At 56.5% G+C, this 21,474-nt stretch carries 17 protein-coding genes; 7 read left to right on the top strand and 10 right to left on the bottom strand.

Annotated features, from left to right (window positions below):
* Nucleotides 1-4: 4 nt before the first annotated feature.
* Nucleotides 5-439 carry a DMT family transporter gene (locus INF61_RS18115; RefSeq protein WP_003857304.1) on the bottom strand — a complete coding sequence of 145 codons (435 nt, stop codon included), beginning with the start codon at nucleotides 437-439 and terminating at the stop codon, nucleotides 5-7.
* A gap of 98 nt (nucleotides 440-537) precedes the next feature.
* Between INF61_RS18115 and INF61_RS18110 the strand changes: the two genes are divergently transcribed.
* A complete protein-coding gene (locus tag INF61_RS18110; protein WP_023303693.1) occupies nucleotides 538-1,470 on the top strand; it encodes a LysR family transcriptional regulator in 933 nt (310 codons plus the stop codon).
* Nucleotides 1,471-1,473: 3 nt separating this feature from the next.
* On the opposite strand, the gene INF61_RS18105 is transcribed toward INF61_RS18110, so the two are convergent.
* Complete coding sequence (locus INF61_RS18105; protein WP_003857302.1) at nucleotides 1,474-2,502, bottom strand: methionine synthase; 1,029 nt, start codon at nucleotides 2,500-2,502, stop codon at nucleotides 1,474-1,476.
* A gap of 25 nt (nucleotides 2,503-2,527) precedes the next feature.
* Nucleotides 2,528-3,502, bottom strand: coding sequence for a DUF1852 domain-containing protein (locus INF61_RS18100; protein ID WP_023296571.1), 975 nt, complete (start codon nucleotides 3,500-3,502; stop codon nucleotides 2,528-2,530).
* Between the two features lie 168 nt (nucleotides 3,503-3,670).
* On the opposite strand from INF61_RS18100, the gene INF61_RS18095 reads away from it, so the two are divergent.
* On the top strand, nucleotides 3,671-4,210 hold the full coding sequence (locus INF61_RS18095) for a DUF2058 domain-containing protein (protein WP_017384500.1): 540 nt from the start codon (nucleotides 3,671-3,673) through the stop codon (nucleotides 4,208-4,210).
* A 7-nt stretch (nucleotides 4,211-4,217) separates the two neighbouring features.
* On the opposite strand, the gene INF61_RS18090 is transcribed toward INF61_RS18095, so the two are convergent.
* Nucleotides 4,218-4,904, bottom strand: coding sequence for an RluA family pseudouridine synthase (locus INF61_RS18090; protein ID WP_163297087.1), 687 nt, complete (start codon nucleotides 4,902-4,904; stop codon nucleotides 4,218-4,220).
* A gap of 90 nt (nucleotides 4,905-4,994) precedes the next feature.
* Nucleotides 4,995-5,600 carry an FMN-dependent NADH-azoreductase gene (gene azoR / locus INF61_RS18085; RefSeq protein WP_015570577.1) on the bottom strand — a complete coding sequence of 202 codons (606 nt, stop codon included), beginning with the start codon at nucleotides 5,598-5,600 and terminating at the stop codon, nucleotides 4,995-4,997.
* A 203-nt stretch (nucleotides 5,601-5,803) separates the two neighbouring features.
* Between azoR and hrpA the strand changes: the two genes are divergently transcribed.
* Nucleotides 5,804-9,706, top strand: a complete 3,903-nt coding sequence (gene hrpA / locus INF61_RS18080) for an ATP-dependent RNA helicase HrpA (RefSeq protein WP_193547977.1) — start codon at nucleotides 5,804-5,806, stop codon at nucleotides 9,704-9,706.
* Between the two features lie 424 nt (nucleotides 9,707-10,130).
* On the opposite strand, the gene INF61_RS18075 is transcribed toward hrpA, so the two are convergent.
* The 3 genes from INF61_RS18075 to INF61_RS18065 are packed head-to-tail and all read right to left on the bottom strand — an operon-like array spanning nucleotide 10,131 to nucleotide 14,264.
* Entirely contained in the window at nucleotides 10,131-11,510 is a 1,380-nt protein-coding gene (locus INF61_RS18075) for an efflux transporter outer membrane subunit (RefSeq protein ID WP_032103742.1), read from the bottom strand.
* Nucleotides 11,507-12,589: an HlyD family secretion protein gene (locus tag INF61_RS18070; protein WP_017693458.1), complete on the bottom strand. Its 1,083-nt coding sequence runs from the start codon at nucleotides 12,587-12,589 to the stop codon at nucleotides 11,507-11,509. Before INF61_RS18070 ends, INF61_RS18075 begins: the two co-directional genes overlap by 4 nt.
* Before the next feature lie 22 nt (nucleotides 12,590-12,611).
* Nucleotides 12,612-14,264, bottom strand: a complete 1,653-nt coding sequence (locus INF61_RS18065; RefSeq protein ID WP_045141529.1) for an MFS transporter — start codon at nucleotides 14,262-14,264, stop codon at nucleotides 12,612-12,614.
* Nucleotides 14,265-14,479: 215 nt separating this feature from the next.
* Here INF61_RS18065 and INF61_RS18060 point away from each other — a divergent pair, with 215 nt between their 5' ends.
* From INF61_RS18060 to cybB, 3 genes are all read left to right on the top strand, one after another.
* A complete protein-coding gene (locus INF61_RS18060) occupies nucleotides 14,480-15,274 on the top strand; it encodes a YdcF family protein (RefSeq protein ID WP_017384495.1) in 795 nt (264 codons plus the stop codon).
* 198 nt (nucleotides 15,275-15,472) lie between these two features.
* On the top strand, nucleotides 15,473-16,912 hold the full coding sequence (gene aldA, locus INF61_RS18055; RefSeq protein WP_193547976.1) for an aldehyde dehydrogenase: 1,440 nt from the start codon (nucleotides 15,473-15,475) through the stop codon (nucleotides 16,910-16,912).
* Between the two features lie 87 nt (nucleotides 16,913-16,999).
* Nucleotides 17,000-17,530 (top strand): cytochrome b561, encoded by a 531-nt coding sequence (gene cybB, locus INF61_RS18050; protein WP_015570570.1) that lies wholly within the window; start codon nucleotides 17,000-17,002, stop codon nucleotides 17,528-17,530.
* Between the two features lie 41 nt (nucleotides 17,531-17,571).
* Here cybB and INF61_RS18045 read toward each other — a convergent pair whose 3' ends face one another.
* Both INF61_RS18045 and INF61_RS18040 read right to left on the bottom strand, forming a co-directional pair.
* A complete protein-coding gene (locus INF61_RS18045; protein WP_032669925.1) occupies nucleotides 17,572-18,639 on the bottom strand; it encodes an oxidoreductase in 1,068 nt (355 codons plus the stop codon).
* 13 nt (nucleotides 18,640-18,652) lie between these two features.
* A complete protein-coding gene (locus INF61_RS18040) occupies nucleotides 18,653-19,396 on the bottom strand; it encodes a DeoR/GlpR family DNA-binding transcription regulator (protein ID WP_015570569.1) in 744 nt (247 codons plus the stop codon).
* A gap of 732 nt (nucleotides 19,397-20,128) precedes the next feature.
* On the opposite strand from INF61_RS18040, the gene INF61_RS18035 reads away from it, so the two are divergent.
* Nucleotides 20,129-21,466, top strand: a complete 1,338-nt coding sequence (locus INF61_RS18035) for a TolC family outer membrane protein (protein ID WP_023303703.1) — start codon at nucleotides 20,129-20,131, stop codon at nucleotides 21,464-21,466.
* Nucleotides 21,467-21,474: the final 8 nt, after the last annotated feature.

Raw genomic sequence — 21,474 nt, 5'->3', positions numbered from 1 at the left:
AACGTTACCCCTGCGCCACGAGAATGAGCGCGGCGATGATAAATCCCAGCGCAATAATGCGTTTTGTATCGATCCTGCGGTGCGGCGTACCCAGCAGGCCATAGTGGTCAATAATTAGGCTTTTAAAAACCTGGCCTGCCAGAATGCCGATCATCGTCATGGCAATGCCGATCGCAGGCGTGGCAATGGTGAGAATGATGACGTAAACCGGGCCGAGCACGCCGCCCAACAGGTGCCATGAAGGCTGCGCAAAAAATGAGGGACTGTTGCGCGGGCTGAAAAACAGCATCAGCAGAAACGTCAGCCCCGTTCCCACGCTGAATATGCTGAACGCCGCCCACAGGTCGCCCACCTCTGCGCCCAGCGGCCCCAGCAGCCCGGCTTCCACGGACAGCCCCATGCCGCCGGCAATCACCAGTAAAATTAAAATAATGTGCATAACGCTTTTTCTCCTTTTTCCAGGCGGAGAAGATTACGTCTGAACATCAATGAGAAAAATGCCATAATGCAGGAAACACCTTTGCAGGAAATGCATTAATGATGGATGCCGGACATATCAGCATTCGCGCGCTGCTGATCTTCATCGACGTTTATGAAACGCAGAATTTTTCCGTGGTGGCGAGGCGGGAAGGGATTTCTGCGTCGCAGGTCTCACGCGTGATCCACCAGCTTGAGGACGCCCTCGGGCAACAGCTTTTCTACCGCAACACGCGGGCGATTATGCCCACAGAGAGCGGGCATCTTTTTGTGCGCTATGCCCGGGCGATGGCCGGGAATATGGAGGACGCGCGACGCGAGCTGGATGAACGCGCCCGCGAGCCGTCGGGCACGCTGCGTATCAATGGCCCGGTCTTTTTCGGACAAAGGCACATCGCGCCGGGCCTGCCGGGGCTTCTGGCGCGTTACCCTCGTCTCTCCATTGAACTGACCCTCACCGACGATTTTATCGATCCGCACCGTGACGCCGCGGACGTTATCTTCCGCATCGGCGCGCTGACGGACTCCTCGTTTCACGCCCGGGTGTTCGGGCAGCAGTTCTACCATCTGGCGGCCTCGCCGGACTATCTGCAAAAACATGGCGCGCCCGAGGGGCCGGACGATCTCAGCCGTCACCACTGTCTGGTTTACCGCGGCTCGTCCGGGCCTAACCGCTGGCTGATCCGGCAGCCGGGCGAGGCGTGGGTTCACTATCCCATTGTACCGCTGATGACTTCCAATAACGCGGAAACGCTCCTGATTGCGGCGCTGGGCGGCATGGGCGTTGTGCTTTTCCCGGACTGGATGGTGAGCGAACGGCTCAAAAGCGGTGAGCTGGTGGCACTGCTGCCGGAAATGGAGTGTTCAATTAATACGGAGCCACTGACGATTGCGGCGATTTACCCGAACGCGCGTCATCCGCCCCTGAACGTCAGGGCGGTGATTGATTACTATATTGAGCGATTCGGTACGCCACTGTACTGGCAAACCTGAAGGTTAGCGGGCAAGCTCGCGACGGATAATGTCAGCCCCGGCGCTTAACGCCTTCAGCTTACCGTTGGCGACCTGGCGGGAAAGGGGGGCCATACCGCAGTTGGTGGACGGATAGAGCTTGTCTGCATCAACAAACTGCAACGCCTTGCGCAGCGTATCGGCCACCTCTTCCGGCGTTTCGATGGTCTGGGTGGCGACGTCAATTGCCCCGACCATCACTTTTTTACCGCGGATAAGCTCCAGCAGATCCATCGGCACGCGCGAGTTGTGGCACTCCAGCGAGATGATATCGATCTTCGAGGTCTGTAACTTTGGAAATGCCTCTTCATACTGGCGCCACTCGGAGCCGAGCGTCTTTTTCCAGTCCGTATTGGCTTTGATGCCGTACCCGTAACAGATATGTACCGCGGTTTCGCATTTCAGCCCTTCAATGGCGCGCTCCAGTGCGGCGATACCCCAGTCATTCACCTCGTCGAAAAAGACGTTAAAGGCAGGTTCGTCGAACTGAATAATGTCGACGCCGGCCGCTTCCAGCTCGCGGGCCTCCTGATTGAGAATTTTAGCGAACTCCCAGGCCAGCTTTTCGCGGCTTTTATAGTGGGCATCGTATAGCGTGTCGATCATGGTCATCGGGCCGGGCAGCGCCCACTTGATCGGCTTGTCAGTCAGCTGGCGCAGGTATTTAGCGTCGTCAACAAACACCGGCTTCTGTCGCGCCACCGCGTCTACCACGGTCGGCACGCTCGCATCGTAGCGGTTACGGATGCGCACCGTCTGACGGTTCTCAAAATCCACGCCGCTGAGATGTTCAATAAAGGTGGTGACAAAATGCTGGCGGGTTTGTTCCCCGTCGCTGACGATATCAATCCCGGCGCGAATCTGTTCATCCAGAGACAAACGCAGCGCATCCTGTTTCCCTGCCAGTAATTCCTCGTCCTGGAGTTTCCACGGCGACCAGAGCGTTTCCGGCTGCGCAAGCCAGGTGGGTTTCGGCAGGCTGCCAGCCGTTGATGTCGGGAGCAATGTTTTCATAAAAGAACCTTTTATCCGTATTAAATTAAAGCGTGAAGTGTTGAGACCACTGCTCAAGAAGGGTTTTATAGGGTTTGATAAACCGCTCTTCGGTATATTTACCCTGTTCAATGGCCAGCCGGCTGCGCTCTTCACGGTCATAGACGATTTTGGTTAATGAGTGATCCTGCTGATTCAGGTCGGGCTGATAGCACTGTCCCGCAGCGGAATTGGCATTGTAAATTTCTGGTCGATAGATCTTCTGGAACGTCTCCATGGTGCTGATGGTGCCGATCAGTTCCAGATTGGTGTAATCACGCAGTAAATCGCCGGTGAAGAAGAAGGCAAAAGGCGCGACGCTGTTTTCCGGCATGAAATAGCGAACCTTCAGGCCCATCTTCGCGAAGTACTGTTCCGTTAGCGACTCGCCGTCCGGCTGGTACTCATAGCCCAGCACCGGGTGGTGGTTACCGGTACGACGATAGGTGTCTTTGCTGGAGACGCTCAGGCAGATCACCGGCGCTTTTTTAAAGTTCGCCTGATATTCCGCAGAATGAACGAAGCTTTTAAAGATATTGCCGTGCAGCTCGCCAAAATTCTCGGGGAGAGAGAAACGGGCCCGGTCTTTATTATGCTCCAGCAGCAGGACGCTGAAATCATAGTCACGAACATACGATGAGAAGTTATTTCCGACGATGCCTTCGATGCGCTCGTGGGTTTTTTTATCCACGATCGTCGTTTGCAGAATTTCGATGGCCGGGAAAGTAAAATCGCCGCCGATATTCATATCGACTGAAATAATCTCCAGCTCGACGGCATAGCGGTCAGCTTTCGGGTTATCCCAGCTCGCCAGCGCGTTAAAGCGGTTGTTGATCATCACCAGCGTATTGCGCAGGTTCTCCTGACGCTTCTCGCCACGCGCCAGGTTGGCGAAGTTGGTGGTGGTACGCGTGTTTTCTGACGGGTTATAATTTTCATCAAAGCAACTGCGCTTAAGGGTAAATGTGAAAGCCTGACTCATTTGGTTATGCATCCTAAGTTCATGTTGCCGGAACGTTATCAATGCATAATTTATGCCTGAGCCACTGGCGCAGGGGAAGTGACTTAATTTCACTGCAACATGAGGGTTCTTCATGAACTGCGCGATTCAGGTATAATCCCCCGACATTTCCAACCGGTTTAAACGAACATGACAAAACTCACCCTACAAGAGCAGATGCTGAAAGCGGGCTTAGTCAGCAGTAAAAAGATGGCGAAGGTCCAGCGCACGGCGAAAAAATCCCGCGTCCAGGCTCGCGAGGCGAGAGAGGCTGTTGAAGAGAACAAGAAAGCCCAGCTGGAGCGTGATAAACAGCTGAGCGAACAGCAAAAACAGGCGGTGCTGGCAAAAGAGTTCAGGGCGCAGGTGAAGCAGCTGATTGAGATGAACCGCATCACCGTGGCGAAGGGCAACATTACCTTTAACTTTACCGACGGCAACCTTATCAAAAAAATCGAGGTCGATAAGCAGACGCAAACCCAGCTGATCAACGGCCGTCTGGCGATTGCCCGACTGGTGATTAACGCGAATGGCGACTGTGATTACGCGATTATCCCGGCGGTAGTGGCGGATAAAATTGCCCAGCGCGATGCGGACAGCATTGTGCTAAACAGCGCCCTGAGTCAGGAAGAGCAGGACGAAGACGATCCGTACGCAGACTTCAAAATCCCTGACGATTTAATGTGGTAATCCCCGCTCAGAACGGCGCGGCGTGACGGGCGTTTATCGTCTCGCCGCTCAGCGGATGAATAAAATTCAGAGCGCTTGCATGCAGCATCAGCCGGGGCGTTTCTTCCGCCCCCGGCCATTCCAGACCACCATACAGATCGCACCCCAGAATAGGGTGGCCTAACTGCTGGCAGTGAATGCGCAGCTGGTGGGTGCGCCCGGTCTCCGGGGTAAGCTCAACCCGCGTCAGCGGCATTGTCGTATCCTGGTAAATACGTTCCACCACCCGATAGCGGGAGCGAGCGGGCTTACCGGTGCGGGCACAGATCGTCATCAGCGGAAACAGCGCCGGATCTTTGGCAATCGGCGCATCCACGGTCCCTTCGTCCTGTTCCACATGTCCGCACAGCAGGGCGGTGTAAACCTTGTTCACGGCGCGCTGACTGAACTGGTGGCAAAGCGCGGCGTTGATCGCTTTGTTACGCGCAATGACCATCAGACCCGAAGTGCCAAAATCAAGACGATGCACCAGCGTGCAGCCGGGAAAGGTTTGAACAAGACGGTGGTGGACGGAATCGAGGTTTTGCGGATTTTTCCCCGACAGGCTGAGCAGACCGGAAGGTTTATTGATCAGCAGCAGATGCTCGTCCTGCCAGAGGATCTCAATGTCGTCGTGACAGTGTGGTGCAATAAACGTATCGATAATGACAGACATCAGGCCGCCGGGCTGGAGAGTGGGTGCGGATGATAACGAAATACGGGGGAAAAGAAAAACCCTCCCACCGGGCGGTGAGAGGGGGAAAACTTAGGCAGCGACCAGGCTGTCGATAGCGGCTTTCGCGTCGGTCTGCGCTTTGGTGGCCACTTCCGGGCCGTAAGCGATACCTTCAGCGAACACGAAGTTCACGTCGGTAATGCCGATGAAGCCCAGGAACAGCGTCAGGTACGGTGCGACCAGGTCGGTAGGGGTATCTTTGTGAATACCGCCGCGGCTGGTCAGTACAACCGCACGCTTGCCTTTCACCAGACCTTCCGGGCCGTTCTCGGTGTAACGGAAGGTTACGCCAGCACGCGCCACCAGGTCGAAGTAGTTCTTCAGCTGGGTAGGAATGTTGAAGTTGTACATTGGGGCGTTGATCACGATAACGTCGTGCGCCTGCAACTCAGCAATCAGCTCGTCGGAGAGCGCCAGGGCTTCCTGCTGACGCGGGGTAAGAGGCGCATCGCTCGGACGCAGCGCGCCAACCAGCTCGCCGTCCAGCACAGGAATTGGGTTTGCCGCCAGGTCACGCACGGTGATTTCATCCGCGCTGTGCTGTTCACGCCACTGTTCAACGAAATAGTCAGACAGCTGACCAGACTGTGAATACCCTGCCAGAATACTGGATTTCAACACTAATACTTTGCTCATGGGAAATTCCTGTTTTGTATTTGATTGAGGGGGTTGCCCCGTTGCTTGTTGACACTTTATTCACAATCCTGCCACAGGGATAGCGCAATATATCGAAGCCTATGTTCGAATTTTTTGAATAAGGCGCGAAAAGCGCTGATGTGGTACTCTATACCAATCATTAAAAAGAGATTTTATCCGGCAGTGCACTGCCCGTTAACGCTATGACAGAACACCAAAAATTGACCTTCCCGATGCTGATGCAAAAGCTTGATTCGCTGATGCTGCGCGATAAACAGCGGTTTGCGCGCCGTCTGCACGGCGTTAAGAAGGTTAAAAATCCTGATGCACAACAGGCCATTTACCAGGAGATGGCCAACGAGATTGAACAGGCGGCAGGGAAAGTTGTGCTGCGTGAAGCCGCACGTCCGGAGATTACCTATCCGGAAAATCTGCCCGTCAGCCAGAAGAAACAGGACATTCTTGAGGCCGTACGCGACCACCAGGTGGTGATCGTCGCGGGGGAAACCGGTTCAGGTAAAACCACTCAGCTGCCGAAAATCTGCATGGAGCTGGGCCGCGGGGTGAAAGGGTTGATCGGTCACACCCAGCCGCGTCGTCTGGCGGCGCGCACCGTGGCGAACCGTATTGCGGAAGAGCTGCAAACGGAGCCGGGTGGCTGCATCGGCTACAAGGTGCGATTCAGCGACCACGTCAGCGATAACACCATGGTTAAGCTGATGACCGACGGTATCCTGCTGGCGGAAATCCAGCAGGATCGTCTGCTGATGCAGTACGACACCATCATCATCGATGAAGCGCACGAGCGCAGCCTGAACATCGACTTCCTGCTCGGCTACCTCAAAGAGCTGCTGCCCCGGCGTCCGGATCTGAAAATCATCATCACCTCCGCGACCATCGACCCGGAGCGCTTCTCAAAACATTTCAACAATGCGCCGATTATCGAGGTGTCAGGACGCACGTATCCGGTGGAAGTGCGCTATCGCCCGATTGTGGAAGAGGCGGACGATACCGAGCGCGACCAGCTTCAGGCCATCTTTGATGCCGTCGACGAGCTGGGCAACGAGAGTTCTGGCGACATTCTGATCTTCATGAGCGGCGAGCGCGAGATCCGCGATACCGCCGATGCGCTCAGCAAGCGCGATCTGCGCCATACCGAGATCCTGCCGCTGTACGCGCGACTGTCGAACAGCGAGCAGAACCGCGTGTTCCAGCCGCACAGCGGGCGCCGCATCGTGCTGGCGACCAACGTGGCCGAAACTTCGCTGACCGTACCGGGCATTAAATACGTGATCGACCCGGGTACGGCGCGCATCAGCCGCTACAGCTACCGCACCAAAGTTCAGCGCCTGCCGATTGAGCCGGTTTCGCAGGCGTCGGCTAATCAGCGTAAGGGCCGCTGCGGCCGCGTGTCGGAAGGGATCTGTATTCGTCTCTATTCGGAAGACGATTTCCTGTCGCGCCCGGAGTTTACCGATCCGGAGATCCTGCGGACCAACCTGGCATCCGTTATCCTGCAAATGACCGCGCTGGGGCTGGGCGATATCGCCGCCTTCCCGTTTGTGGAAGCGCCGGATAAGCGCAATATTCAGGACGGGGTGCGGTTGCTGGAAGAGCTGGGGGCCATCACCACCGACGAACAGGCGACGGCCTACAAGCTAACGCCATTGGGCCGCCAGCTTAGCCAGTTGCCGGTCGACCCGCGTCTGGCGCGCATGGTGCTGGAGGCGCAAAAACACGGCTGCGTGCGCGAGGCGATGATCATCACCTCGGCGCTCTCCATTCAGGATCCGCGCGAGCGTCCGATGGACAAGCAGCAGGCGTCGGATGAAAAACACCGTCGCTTCCACGATAAAGAGTCCGATTTCCTCGCCTTTGTGAACCTGTGGAACTACCTTGGCGAGCAGCAAAAAGCGCTCTCCTCGAACCAGTTCCGCCGTCAGTGCCGGGTGGATTTCCTCAATTATCTGCGCGTACGCGAGTGGCAGGATATCTACACCCAGCTGCGCCAGGTGGTGAAAGAGCTGGGTATACCGGTGAACAGTGAACCGGCGGAGTACCGCGAAATCCATATCGCCCTGTTGACCGGCCTGTTGTCTCATATCGGGATGAAGGATGCGGATAAGCAGGAATATACCGGCGCACGCAACGCGCGTTTCTCCATCTTCCCGGGCTCCGGTTTGTTTAAGAAGCCGCCGAAGTGGACCATGGTCGCCGAGCTGGTGGAAACCAGCCGTCTGTGGGGGCGTATTGCCGCGCGTATCGATCCGGAGTGGGTTGAACCAGTGGCGCAGCACCTGCTGAAACGCTCATACAGCGAGCCGCACTGGGAGCGCGGGCAGGGCGCGGTGATGGCGACGGAAAAAGTCACCGTCTACGGCCTGCCGGTGGTGGCCGCGCGTAAGGTTAACTACAGCCAGATCGATCCGGCGTTGAGTCGCGAGCTGTTTATCCGCCACGCGCTGGTGGAAGGCGACTGGCAGACGCGTCATGCCTTCTTCCGCGAAAACCTGAAGCTGCGCGCCGAGGTGGAAGAGCTTGAGCACAAGTCCCGCCGTCGCGACATTCTGGTGGACGACGAGACGCTGTTTGAGTTTTACGATCAGCGCATCAGTCACGATGTGATCTCGGCGCGCCATTTCGACAGCTGGTGGAAGAAAGCCAGCAAAGAGGCCCCGGACCTGCTCAACTTCGAAAAGAGCATGCTGATCAAAGAGGGCGCGGAGTCGGTCAGCAAACTCGATTACCCGAACTTCTGGCATCAGGGCAACCTCAAGCTGCGTCTGACCTATCAGTTTGAGCCGGGCGCGGATGCCGATGGTGTGACGGTGCACATTCCGCTGCCGCTGTTAAACCAGGTGGAAGAGAGCGGGTTTGAGTGGCAGATCCCCGGCCTGCGCCGCGAGCTGGTCATTGCGTTAATCAAATCCCTGCCTAAACCGGTGCGGCGTAACTTTGTGCCGGCGCCGAACTACGCCGAAGCGTTTTTAGGCCGCGTCACGCCGCTGGAGCTGCCGCTGCTGGACGCCCTGGAGCGTGAGTTCCGCCGCATGACCGGGACCACCATCGACCGCGACGACTGGAACTGGGATCAGGTGCCCGATCACCTGAAAATCACATTCCGCGTGGTGGACGATAAAAACAAAAAGCTGCTCGAAGGCCGTTCTCTGACGGAGCTGAAAGAGGCGCTGAAAGGTAAAGTCCAGGAGACGCTCTCTGCGGTGGCCGATGACGGCATTGAGCAGAGCGGGCTGCACATCTGGAGCTTTGGTCAGCTCCCGGAAAGCTACGAGCAGAAGCGCGGGAACTACAGGGTGAAAGCCTGGCCCGCGCTGGTGGATGAGCGCGACAGCGTGGCGATTAAGCTCTTTGACAATCCGCAGGAGCAACAGCAGATGATGTGGCGCGGGCTGCGTCGACTGCTTCTGCTTAACATCCCGTCGCCGATTAAGTATCTGCACGAGAAGCTGCCGAACAAAGCCAAGCTGGGGCTCTACTTTAACCCGTACGGTAAGGTGCTGGACCTGATCGACGACTGCATCTCCTGCGGTGTGGATAAGCTGATCCACGAGGCCGGCGGTCCGGTCTGGACGGAAGAGGGCTTTGCTCAGCTTCATGAAAAGGTGCGCGCGGAGCTGAACGACACCGTGGTCGAGATTGCCAAACAGGTCGAGCAGATCCTTACCGCCGTGTTCAATATCAACAAGCGCCTGAAGGGGCGGGTGGATATGACCATGGCCCTGGGGCTGTCGGACATCAAGGCGCAGATGGCGGGGCTAGTGTATCGCGGCTTTGTCACCGGCAATGGCTTTAAGCGTCTGGGCGATACGCTGCGTTATTTGCAGGCGATAGAGAAGCGTCTGGAGAAAATGGCGGTCGATCCGCATCGCGATCGTGCGCAGATGCTGAAAGTCGAAAACGTGCAGCAGGCGTGGCAGCAGTGGCTCAACAAACTGCCGCCGGCGCGTCGCGATGACGACGACGTGCGGGAGATCCGCTGGATGATCGAGGAGCTGCGCGTCAGCTTCTTCGCTCAGCAGCTGGGAACGCCGTATCCCATTTCGGATAAGCGTATCTTGCAGGCGATGGAGCAGATTTCCGGCTAAAACCGTTGCCCGGTGGCGCTGCGCTTACCGGGCCTACGGGAGAATATGTAGAGCATGTAGGCCGGGTAAGGCGTAGCCGCCACCCGGCTTTTTATCGTTTCTCCGGGTATAATCCTTGCCCGGTGGCGCTGCGCTTACCGGGCCTACAGGAGAATATGTAGAGCATGTAGGCCGGGTAAGGCGTAGCCGCCACCCGGCTTTTTATCATTTCTCCGGGTATAACCCTTGCCCGGTGGCGCTGCGCTTACCGGGCCTACGGGAGAATATGTAGAGCATGTAGGCCGGGTAAGGCGTAGCCGCCACCCGGCTTTTTATCGTTTCTCCGGGTATAACCCTTGCCCGGTGGCGCTGCGCTTACCGGGCCTACGGGAGAGCATGTAGAGCACGTAGGCCGGGTAAGGCGTAGCCGCCACCCGGCATGTCTTCAGGCACTGACCCAACCGCCGCCCAGCGCTTTATACAAATCAATTTGCGCCAGCAGCAGGTTGTTTTTCACCTGTACCACGCTGGTCTGCACCGAGAACAGCGTGCGCTGCGCATCGAGCTCATCCAGATAAGAAGAGTATCCGTTGCGGTAGCGGTTTTGCGCAATCCGCAGCGTCTCCTGCGCGACCGTCTGCTGTGCCAGCAGCTCGGTAAGCTGTTCCTGATAGCGGGTGATGGCATCAAGGCTGTCATTCACCTCAGCAAACGCGTTACGCACGGTTTTTTCGTAGCTATACAGCGCCTGATTCCGCTGGGACTGAGAGATATCTACCTGCGCATTCAGCGCCTGACGGTTCAGCAGCGGCGCAAGAATACTGCCGCCCACGCTCCAGAGCTGTAGCGGGTTATCCAGCAATCCCGACAGCGTGCGATCCTGCACCGATCCCGTGGCCGTGAGGTTGATCGACGGCAGCAGGCTGGCGCGCGATGCCGCCAGCGTCGCGTCCGCCGCAATCAGCTGACGTTCAGCCTGGACGATATCCGGGCGCCGGTTCAGTAGCGTCGACGGCAGCTGGAAGGGCAGTTTCAGCGGCGTCAGGGCATCAAAGCTTTCACCGCGCGCAACGTCACCCGGGTTGCTGCCCAGCAGCAGGCTAAGCGCATTTTCCTGCTGCGCAATCTGGTGCTGAAGCAGTGGAACCTGGGCGCGGGTGGCGCGCAGCTCAGAATCCGATTGCATCAGCTCAAGGCGAGAGCTGTATCCCGTCTCAAACTGTCGCTTGGCGAGGTTGAACGCCTCTTCACGCGACTTCAGCGTGGACCGGGTAACGCGCAGCTGTTCGTCCAGCGACAGCAGGGTGACGTACCCGGAGGCCACCGAGGATGCGACGGTCAGATCAGCCGCCGCAGCCGCCGCCTTTTGTGCCTCCAGCGACGCTTCAGCGGCACGGGAGGTGCTGCGGTTTACGCCCCAGATATCCACGTCGTAGCTGGCGGTCAGGCTGCCTTTGTACAACGTACCGTATACCGGAAGCCCCGTGGCGGCGGACTGCGAGCGCGCGCGCGTCCCGGTCACGCCCGCGTCAAGCGACGGGAACAGGCTGCCGTCAGCGGCGTACACCCGGGCCTGGTACTCGTTAATCCGCTCGCGGGCAATCAGCACGTCGCTGTTATTCTTCAGCGCCTGATCCACATAGCGATTCAGATTGCTGTCGTGAAAATTTCGCCACCAGAGCTGCTCTGTCGGGCTGGCTGGCCCCGACGTCGCGCGCCACTGGGCCGGTATGTGCAGGGACGATTTGGCGGGCTCAACGTCTACCGACTGGCATCCCGCCAGGATAGTCATTATCAGCAGGCCGGCTATCGGGCGAAGCGTCATTGTTTCGCCTCCCGCGTGTCGATGGTCACCTGCACCGACATGCCAGGACGCAGCAGCCGGTACGCCTCCGGCTCACCGAGTACCTCAATGCGTACCGGGATGCGCTGGGCGATTTTAACAAAGTTGCCCGTGGCGTTGTCCGGGGTGATAGCGCTGAACTCGACCCCTGTGGCCGGGGATATGCTCTCCACGCGGCCCTGATAGGCTTTATCGTTTAAGGCATCGACGGTAAATTTCACCGGCTGTCCGACGCGTAAATTCGCCAGCTGCGTCTCTTTGATATTGGCGATCACCCAGTGCTGCGGCGGGACCAGCGTGGTAAGGTGCGTCCCGGCGGTGACGTACGCCCCCAGACGCACTGCAATCTGCCCAAGCTGACCGTCACGCGGCGCGACAATGCGGGTGTTTTGCAGATCGATCTGCGCCAGCTCCAGCGCGGCTTTCGCATTCTCAACGTCCGCTTCCAGCGAACCGCGATTGACGATGACCGTTTGTAGATCCTGACGCGACATCTCAAGCGTTGCTTTTGCCTGGTCGATATCGGCGCTCCCCTGGGCGGCACTGGCCAGCGCCGAATCGCGCTCGCGAATGGAGAGGGAACCGTCCGCGGTCAGCTCTTTCACGCGTTTCAAATCCGCCTGGGTTTTCAGACTTTGGGCACGGGCGTTTTTCAGCGCCGCCTCGTTTTTGGCAATCACCGCTTCCGCGCTTTTGCGCTGTTGCAGGTTGTTATTCAGGGCTGCAATTTTCATTGCCAGCTGCGCCTCGGCCTGATGGACGCGCTGGCGATAGATGCGGTCATCTATCTGCAACAGCAGCTCGCCTTTTTTAACCTGCGCGAAATCCTGAACATGGACCTCGGTAATGTAGCCGTTTACCTGCGGACTGATGAACGTGGTCTGGCCGCGCACGTAGGCGTTATCGGTAAACTGGGCATGACGCGTGAACGGGGGCAGTTGCCAGGCATAAAGGATCACCAGTACCCCGACAATGCCGATAGCCGCGGCGGTGAAAATGGAAACGACGCGCACATTTTTGCGGGTGTTGGCCTGCTCTTTGGCGGCATCCTGCTGACTCATAACTTCTCCAGAAAAATAATCATTACTTGTTGCCAGTGGCGTTCTTAAGGGCCATACGGGCGGTGATGCGCAGACGCAGCAAGCGCCATAAAATCCAGACCAGCGTGGCAGTGGCAATGCTCGCCGTCAGGAGATAAGTATCGTTGTAAGCCAGAATATTCGCCTCAAGCGTCGTCACCGACTGAAGCTGAGTTATGGCCTGGGTTCCCAGCAGGGAACTGTCGCCAACCAGGCTTTTGTACATCTGGGTGTAAAGCTGTATGCGTTCGTTCACCAGCGGGTTAAGGGTGGTGAGCTGGTCAGCCAGCAGGCTGGAATGGTACTTCTCGCGCCAGGTCTGGAAGGTGCCGAGGATCGCGGAACCCAGCAGGCCCCCAAGGTTCTGACTCATGCCAAACATCACGGAAAAGCTGACCAGATTGCGCGGATCGGCGATCACCCCGCCAATGGCGGCCAGCATCGCAGGCGCAAGGAAGAACGCGCTGCCGAAGCCCAGCAGGAACTGGCTGAATATAAGCTGATCCGGCCGGGTCAGGTTGTTGGACTGGCTGTCCAGCAGCGAGGCAACGATCATCAGCGCCAGCGAGGTGATAATCGGCCAGGCCAGTTTAGTGGGCTTAATCGTCAGACAGCTGGTGACGATACCGCAGACGATCCCGGCGAAAATAGCCCACGCCAGATGGGTCATCTGTTCATTCTGTAAGCCTACATATTGCAGCCAGCCGATGACGCCCGTGTTCTGCTCCGCCAGTACGATGCGAATCAGCAGCATGATCAGCCCCAGGCGTACGATGCTGCCGCTGGAGAGCCAACGGGTATTAAGCAGCGGGTTGTTGCGGTTATGTTCAAACACGATCGCGGAGACAATCAGCACCAGCGAGAGAGCCAGCGCCCGGCCGATCCACGGCGCTTCAAACCACCAGTCCAGACGCCCTAACGACAGAACCGCGCACAGCAGCGCCATGCCGGGCGCAAGCAAAAAGAAGGTGATGAAATCTTTCTTCTCGAAGACCTTGCGCCGATCGCCCGGCGGCAGCTTGAGCGCCATCACGCAGGCCAGGGAGATCAGAGCCAGACCCAGCTCGAAGAAGTACAGCCCGCGCCACTCGTCAAGCTGTAACAGCTCGGTGGAGAACAGCCGCGCCAGCGGGATCGCCAGCGACGACCCGGTTATGCCGATGGTCAGCGCCTTCAGTCGGTGCTTCGCGGGCCAGGCCTGGATCTGGTAATAAATGCCGAGCGAGCTGAGCGCGGCGGCGACCATCCCGTGTGCCGCACGTACCATCAGCGCCGAGCTGAGATCGTTCACAAACAGGTGGAAAAAGGTGACCAGCACATACAGCACCAGGAAGCCTTCCGTAAAGGCGCGCAAACCGTACTGCTGGCGAAACTTTACCAGCAGCAGGTTGATGGAGACGTTGGTCATGACATAGACGGCAGGCAACCAGGCGATTTCAGTCGACCAGGCGCCAAAGGTGCCTTGCAGATTTTGCAGATTGGCGGTGACGACCGCGTTACCCAGCGCCCCGGTCAGACACACCAGCAGGCCGACCACGCCATAGGCGATTCGTTTCGACGTTGGATGTTCCGGGGTGGAAGGGGAACCCAGCAGGGCGGGTTTCTCGTGTGGCTGCCACTCGCGAGGAGCATAAGGGTCGCGTTGGGGCAGGCGCATAACGGGGTTTACCTTTCAAAAAGTTGAATTGTGAGCGGGCTAATGATTCTAAGGCTGACGCAAATCATAATTCAAGTGAATACGATTTTCTCATGTTAATCAAATGTGAGTGCTTTTTGAGCACATCCCGGCCCCTTTTTTTCAGCATTCATGCCATAGCATGACGCGAAGAAAGGGGGATAATCGAAGGCTCTGTATGCTGTAAGGAGGTAACGATGACAATGGCACTTTTTCCCTGTCTGCCTGGCACAACCCTCGACGCCGTGAATACCGTTGGGGCGTGGCTTGCTCAGGACGACTATCAGGACAACCAGCCCGTTGATCTGGTGATTCTGGCGGGTAATGCGGTGATCCCCGCGATTGATGCTGCCTGTAAAATCGCGGCTGAACAGGGTGTTCCTCTGATCATCAGCGGCGGGATCGGTCACTCGACGACCTTCCTCTACGCCGCGATTGCGAAACACCCCCGTTATAACAGGATACCCACCACCGGACGTGCTGAGGCGGCTATTCTGGCCGACATCGCCCGTGAGTTCTGGAACATTCCGGCCGAGCATCTTCACGTTGAGGATCAGTCGACCAACTGTGGCGAAAACGCCCGCTTCAGCCGGGCGTTGATGAAACAATCCGGACTGAACGCCGCCCGGGTGCTGGTGGTGCAGGACCCGACAATGCAGCGTCGCACAATGGCTACGTTTGCCCGCGTTTGCCGCGACGAGGCCGCATCGCCCGCATGGGTGAGTCATCCCGGCCTGACGCCCGTGCTGCAAAACAGCGACGACGGTCTGGTGTTTAGCGGCCCGGTCGAGGGGTTATGGCCGGTAGAGCGCTACTTGTCGCTGGTGCTGGGTGAATTTCCGCGACTCAGGGATGACATCAACGGCTACGGTCCGGCGGGACGTGATTTCATTGCCCATGTCGATATCCCTGCCGATGTGGACGCCGCGTGGCAGATCTTGCGAAACGACGTCATTCTCACCGACGCGCTGGTGAGCCGTTCCCTGCTGTGATGCTCTGCCCGTTTGCGCCATCTTTTACGCAAACGGGCATCCTGTGTTGCCGATTTGTGATTTTGGAAACGGGCTGACCCGTTTCTTTTATGAGATATCTCACAAAAACAGACTCATAGAGTAGGCAATTGCCCCGGTAATTATAGTTTTTAACATTAAGTTTACTTGTTAAAAACAGTGTGATTACAGGAGCAGGTTATGACAGTACCCGTACAACATCCTATGTATATTGATGGACAGTTTGTTGCCTGGCAGGGTGATGCATGGATTGACGTGATCAATCCGGCCACGGAAGAGGTCATTTCCCGTATTCCCGATGGCAGCGCCGAGGACGCCCGCAAGGCCATTGACGCGGCAGATCGCGCGCAGGCTGGCTGGGAGGCGCTGCCTGCTATTGAACGCGCCAGCTGGCTACGCAAAATTTCCGCCGGGATCCGCGAGCGCGTCAGTGAAATCAGCGCGCTGATTGTGGCCGAAGGCGGCAAGATCCAGCAGCTGGCGGAAGTGGAAGTGAACTTTACCGCTGACTATATCGACTATATGGCCGAGTGGGCGCGCCGTTATGAAGGGGAAATCATTCAGAGCGACCGTCCGGGCGAAAATATTCTGGTGTTTAAGCGTGCCCTGGGCGTCACCACCGGCATTCTGCCGTGGAACTTCCCCTTCTTCCTGATTGCCCGTAAGCTCGCTCCCGCGCTGCTCACCGGTAACACCATCGTTATCAAGCCGAGCGAATTTACCCCAAACAACGCCATTGCGTTTGCCAAAATCGTCGATGAGATTGGCCTGCCGAAAGGCGTCTTTAACCTGGTGCTGGGCCGGGGTGAAACCGTCGGACAGGAGCTGGCCGGGAACCCGAAAGTGGCGATGGTCAGCATGACCGGCAGCGTCGGGGCAGGTGAAAAGATCATGGCTGCGGCGGCGAAAAACATCACCAAAGTGGGGCTGGAGCTGGGCGGTAAAGCCCCGGCCATCGTGATGGACGATGCCGACCTCGAGCTGGCCGTGAAGGCCATTGTGGATTCACGCGTCATCAATACCGGACAGGTGTGTAACTGTGCGGAACGTGTCTATGTCCAGAAGGGGATCTACGACCGCTTTGTGAATCGTCTGGGCGAGGCAATGAAAGCCGTCCAGTTTGGCAATCCGGCTGAGCGAACGGATATTGCCATGGGGCCGCTGATCAACGCCGCCGCGCTGGAGCGCGTGGAGCAGAAGGTGGCGCGCGCGGTGCAGGAGGGGGCTAAAGTGGTCCTTGGCGGTAAAGCGGCAGAAGGCAAAGGGTATTTTTATCCCCCAACGCTGCTGCTGGACGTACGTCAGGATATGACCATCATGCACGAAGAGACCTTTGGCCCGGTGCTGCCAGTGGTGGCATTCGACACTCTGGAAGAGGCGCTGAAAATGGCCAACGACAGCGACTACGGTTTAACCTCGTCTGTTTATACGCAGGACCTGAACGTCGCCATGAAAGCCATTAAGGGGCTTAAGTTCGGCGAGACCTACATTAACCGCGAAAACTTTGAAGCGATGCAGGGCTTCCATGCAGGCTGGCGTAAATCCGGTATCGGCGGGGCGGATGGCAAACACGGTCTGAATGAGTATTTGCAGACGCAGGTGGTCTATTTGCAGTCGTAATCAGGAGCCCCCTCCATGCGAGGGGGTTCACATTTTCAGGAAAGGTGGTTATGTTGGCGCGATAATGATTCTTTATCGGGAAACAACATGCGCACAAAATATACGGGTCTGCAAATCAGCATTCACTGGCTGGTTTTTCTGTTAGTCATTATGGCCTATTGCGCCATGGAGTTCAGAGGGTGGTTCCCAAGAACCGATCGTCCGCTTATTAATATGATCCACGTTTCCTGCGGGATCAGCATCCTGGTGCTGATGGTGGCGCGCCTGCTTATCCGCCTCAAATTCCCGGCTCCGCCTATTCAACCGAAACCAAAAGCGATGATCACCGGGCTGTCCCATCTCGGGCATCTGGTAATCTACCTGCTGTTCATTGCGCTGCCGCTGATCGGCATGGTGATGATGTATAACCGGGGAAATGACTGGTTTGCGTTTGGCCTGACGATGCCGCATGCGGCGGAGGGGAATTTTGACCTGGTGGATACCCTAAAGGAGTGGCACGTAACGCTGGCGAATCTGGGGTACTTCGTGATTGGTTTGCACGCCTTTGCCGCGCTGATGCATCACTACTTCTGGAAGGACAACACGCTGCTGCGCATGATGCCGAAAAAGCGTCAGTAACCGATAATGCCCTGCTAACCCGCAGGGCATTTTTTTGCGGCTTATTGCAGTTGCGCGCGCTCCTGCGCCGTTAAGTCCAGTTCCTGAGTTGAACCCGTTTCCGAAGATTTTACCGCCGCTTCCAGCACCGCCATCACCGCCAGGGCTTCCACCGGATGGACCGGGTTGTCAATCTTGCCGTTCAGGGCATCGCGCACGTTTATATAGTACTGCCGCTGGTCGCCTTTTGGCGCAGGGATAGCGCTGGCTTCACCCTGGGCATTAAACAGCACCATAGCGTCGCTGTCTTCACCCCAGCTTTCGCTACCCGGAACGACGCCTGCCAGCAGCTGGGCTTCCTGCTGATCGATGTGCGCTTTCACCACGCTGGCCTTATCGCCGTGGACGGTAAAGCGGGCAACGCCACCCGCCACCAGCATGCTGCAATGGAGGACCACTTTGTGTTCCGGATAATTCAGCACCACGTGCGCCCAGTCGTTAATCTCCGCGCCGTCACGCAGGGTGGCGATGTTGCCCTGTACCGACTGCGGCAGACCAAAAAGCTGTAGCGTCTGGTCAATCATATGCGGGCCTAAGTCGAACCACAGGCCGCTGCCGGGCACGTTTTGCTCTCTCCAGCGCACGCGAACCTCCGGACGGAAACGATCGATATGCGACTCAAAATGTTTCACCTTGCCGATACGGCCTTGCTCAATCACCTGCTTAATGCCGAGAAAATCGCTATCCCAGCGGCGGTTATGGAAGACCGAGAGCAGGCGCTGTTTTTCTTGCGCAAGCGCAATCAGATCTCGCGCTTCCTGCATATCAAGCGTAAACGGCTTATCCACTACCACATGCTTGCCGGCATTGAGCGCCAGGGTGGCCAGCGGCGCATGGGTCGCGTTAGGGGAGGCGATAACCACCAGGTCGATATCCGGATGCTGAATGGCCTCTTCCGGCGTGGCAACAACGAGGACGTCCGGCAGATCGCGTTTCACTTTCTCTTCATCCCGGGATGAGACCACCGCCAGCTTCAGGCCTTCGACGGACTGGATCAGCGGGGCATGGAACGTCTTACCTACAAAACCATACCCGATCAGCGCAATATTCATTGTCTTTACTTTATTCATGACCTTCTCCACGTTAATGCGCGCCAACGGTAACCTGCAAGGCGCTATGGTCCCCGAGCTCTGCCCAGGGACGATCTAAAAACAGTTGATGAATCTCGGATAACCCTGACACCAGATACGGTTCGCACTGGTTGAGTTTTAGATGGTCGGCGACTACCCAGTGCGCCTGGCTTGCGGCCAGCATGGCACGCTTCACTTCTGCATCCGCCTCCTGACTGGCGCTCAATCCGAGTTCGGCATGGATGGCGCATGCGCCAAGGATGGCAATATCCGCCCGGTAGCGAGAGAGCAGGGAAAGGGTGGCGCTTCCGGCAAACAGGCGTTGTTTCTGATCCCACTTTCCACCGAGCAGGATCAGGTCAATATCTTCCCGATCGCTAACCTGCTGGGCGATATCAAGAGAAGGGGTGATGATGGTCAGCGGCCCCTGAAGGAAAGAGGCAACGGCCAGCAGTGTGCTTCCGGCGTCCAGAAAAAGCGTCGAGCCCGCAGGCACGCATTGCGCAACCTGTTTACCCAGCCGCTGCTTAATTTCAGGGAGCAAGCTATTCCTGCTTACTCGGGTCATCGTCGAGAGATTCAGCGCGATGGCGCCGCCATGGTTTTTTTGTGCCAGTCCCTGTTTTTCCAGGTCGGTCAGATCGCGACGGATGGTGTCCGCCGAAACCTGCAATCGCTCTGCCAGCTCGGTAATGCTGGCCTGGCCTTGCTCAGTAATGATATCAAGCACATATTTCTGTCTGGCGGTTTTATGCATGGGGCAGTATCCTGCAAAAGGTCGCAATAAATCGCAGTTTACAGCATTTTGCAGGAAAGGGAATCGCGACAGGTGCGGGATGTTATCCAAAAACAGTTTAATGATGTGATTATTGATATCGCATTAATCAGTCATCAAAAACATGTATGTATCTTTTAGGTATGTTGTTATCGCTATGTTTTACTTGAAAATTTGGCTTAAGCTGCCGGATTATTGGCTCTAACCAGAATGTTTAACTAATTTTTAATTATAAATTAGTGCATATATCTATGAGTTTTTGTTTTTAAAGTAAAATAATTCAATTTTATTCGGTGTATTACTTAAGTTGACATTTCTTTGAAAATCTTTGTGTCTGATTCGGGGTGAAATTAACGCAAAAATGTACACCAGGGCATTTTAGAATTTTCTTTATATTACAGGGGGTTTATTTGTTTCATCTGAAAGGCCTTTTATAACGTTTTGTCCAGAAACCCCATCTTTTTTCTTATTTGTAACACCGCATTAACATTGCGGGTGTGGTTGCTCATATCACATTTTGTTATGCTGCGAATCAATAAATATTTAAGTAAATTCTTAAAAGAAAAAAAGAGATTGAACGGCTCTCATCTCAATTGAAATGGGCTTGGGGAACTATTACCCAAATTAATCGAGAAGAGGTGAGGGATTTCTGAAGAATTATTTGTACCTCTTCCTGGGTATTTATTTGGCTATCACCTGGAGTCGGGGGATATTATGAAGATGAAATGCAATAACAGGTTGCTCAGATTATCTGTCTCCCTGACCTTAATTTCGCTGGTGGTGACTGCGGCTAATGCAAATAACGGCCAGGCGGGGATATCTCCCGTTGCGGCAATGACGATGAAAGAAAGTATTCTTTTCGCTCTCGATCGCGACCCCTCGGTGAGCCAGCAGGCTGCGCAACTGGGGATCGGCCAGGCACAAATAGACGAAGCGCGCAGTGGCTGGATGCCACAAATAGCCCTGAACGGGAGTACGGGTCACAGCCAGACCACCGATTCAAGCGGCTCGTTGCGAAATTCCGCAGCCTGGGGCCTGAGCCTGACGCAGCTGGTGTACGATTTTGGCAAGACCAATAACAGCATCAGCCAGTCTTCAGCTCAGCGTGACAGCTATCGCTACCAGCTGATGAGCACGATGTCTGCCGTCGCGGAAAAAACGGCCCTCAGCTATGTGGAAGTAAAACGCTACAGCGATCTGTTGCAGGCGGCAAAAGAGAACGTGCAGGCGCTTAAAAACGTTGAGCAGCTGGCAAAACTCCGCGCCGATGCTGGCGTAAGCTCCACCTCTGATGAGCTTCAGACCCGCACCCGTATCGCCGGGATGCAGGCGACGGTAGAGCAGTATAATGCGTCTCTGAACAGCGCCCGCGCGCGGCTGGCGGTATTAACTGGCATACAGGCTGAACGCTATTCACCGGTTCCGGGAGGTCTGGCCGTGGAGCCGGATTCTCTCAACCGGATTGATTATTCACTGATCCCAACGGTGATGGCCGCGCAGAACATGGAGCGTTCAGCCCAGTACGGCGTAGAAACCGCCAGATCTCAGCACTGGCCGACCTTAAGCCTGAAAGGGGGCCGCACCCGCTATGAGTCTGATAATCGCGCGTACTGGGATGATCAGATCCAGCTCAATATTGACGCACCGCTTTATCAGGGCGGCGCGGTCTCGGCGCGCGTCCGTCAGGCCGAGGGCGCAAGGGCAATGGCATCGTCCCAGGTCGATCAGGCCCGTTTTGATGTCCTGCAAAAAGCCTCCGTCGCACAGGCCGACTGGACCGGGGCGCGTGGACGAATGGAAGCCGGGAAGCGTCAGCTGGAAAATGCGTTGCGCGCCCGCGATGTCTACAAAAATGAATATACCCTGAGCAAGCGCAGCATTAACGATCTGCTCAGCGTGGAGCAGGATGTCTGGTCTGCCACCTCAGCGAAAATAATGGCTGAATACGATGGCTGGAGTGCGGCGATTAATTACGCCTCTGCGGTGGATAATCTCTTGCCGCTTATCGGAATAGAGAAAAACGCTGCCGCGAAATTACCTGATTTAAGTTAAAAAAAGGC

The sequence above is a fragment of the Enterobacter cloacae complex sp. P18RS genome, assembly GCF_014982105.1.
Classification (GTDB): domain Bacteria; phylum Pseudomonadota; class Gammaproteobacteria; order Enterobacterales; family Enterobacteriaceae; genus Enterobacter; species Enterobacter hormaechei_C.
This window is presented reverse-complemented; position numbering and strand designations above follow the sequence as displayed.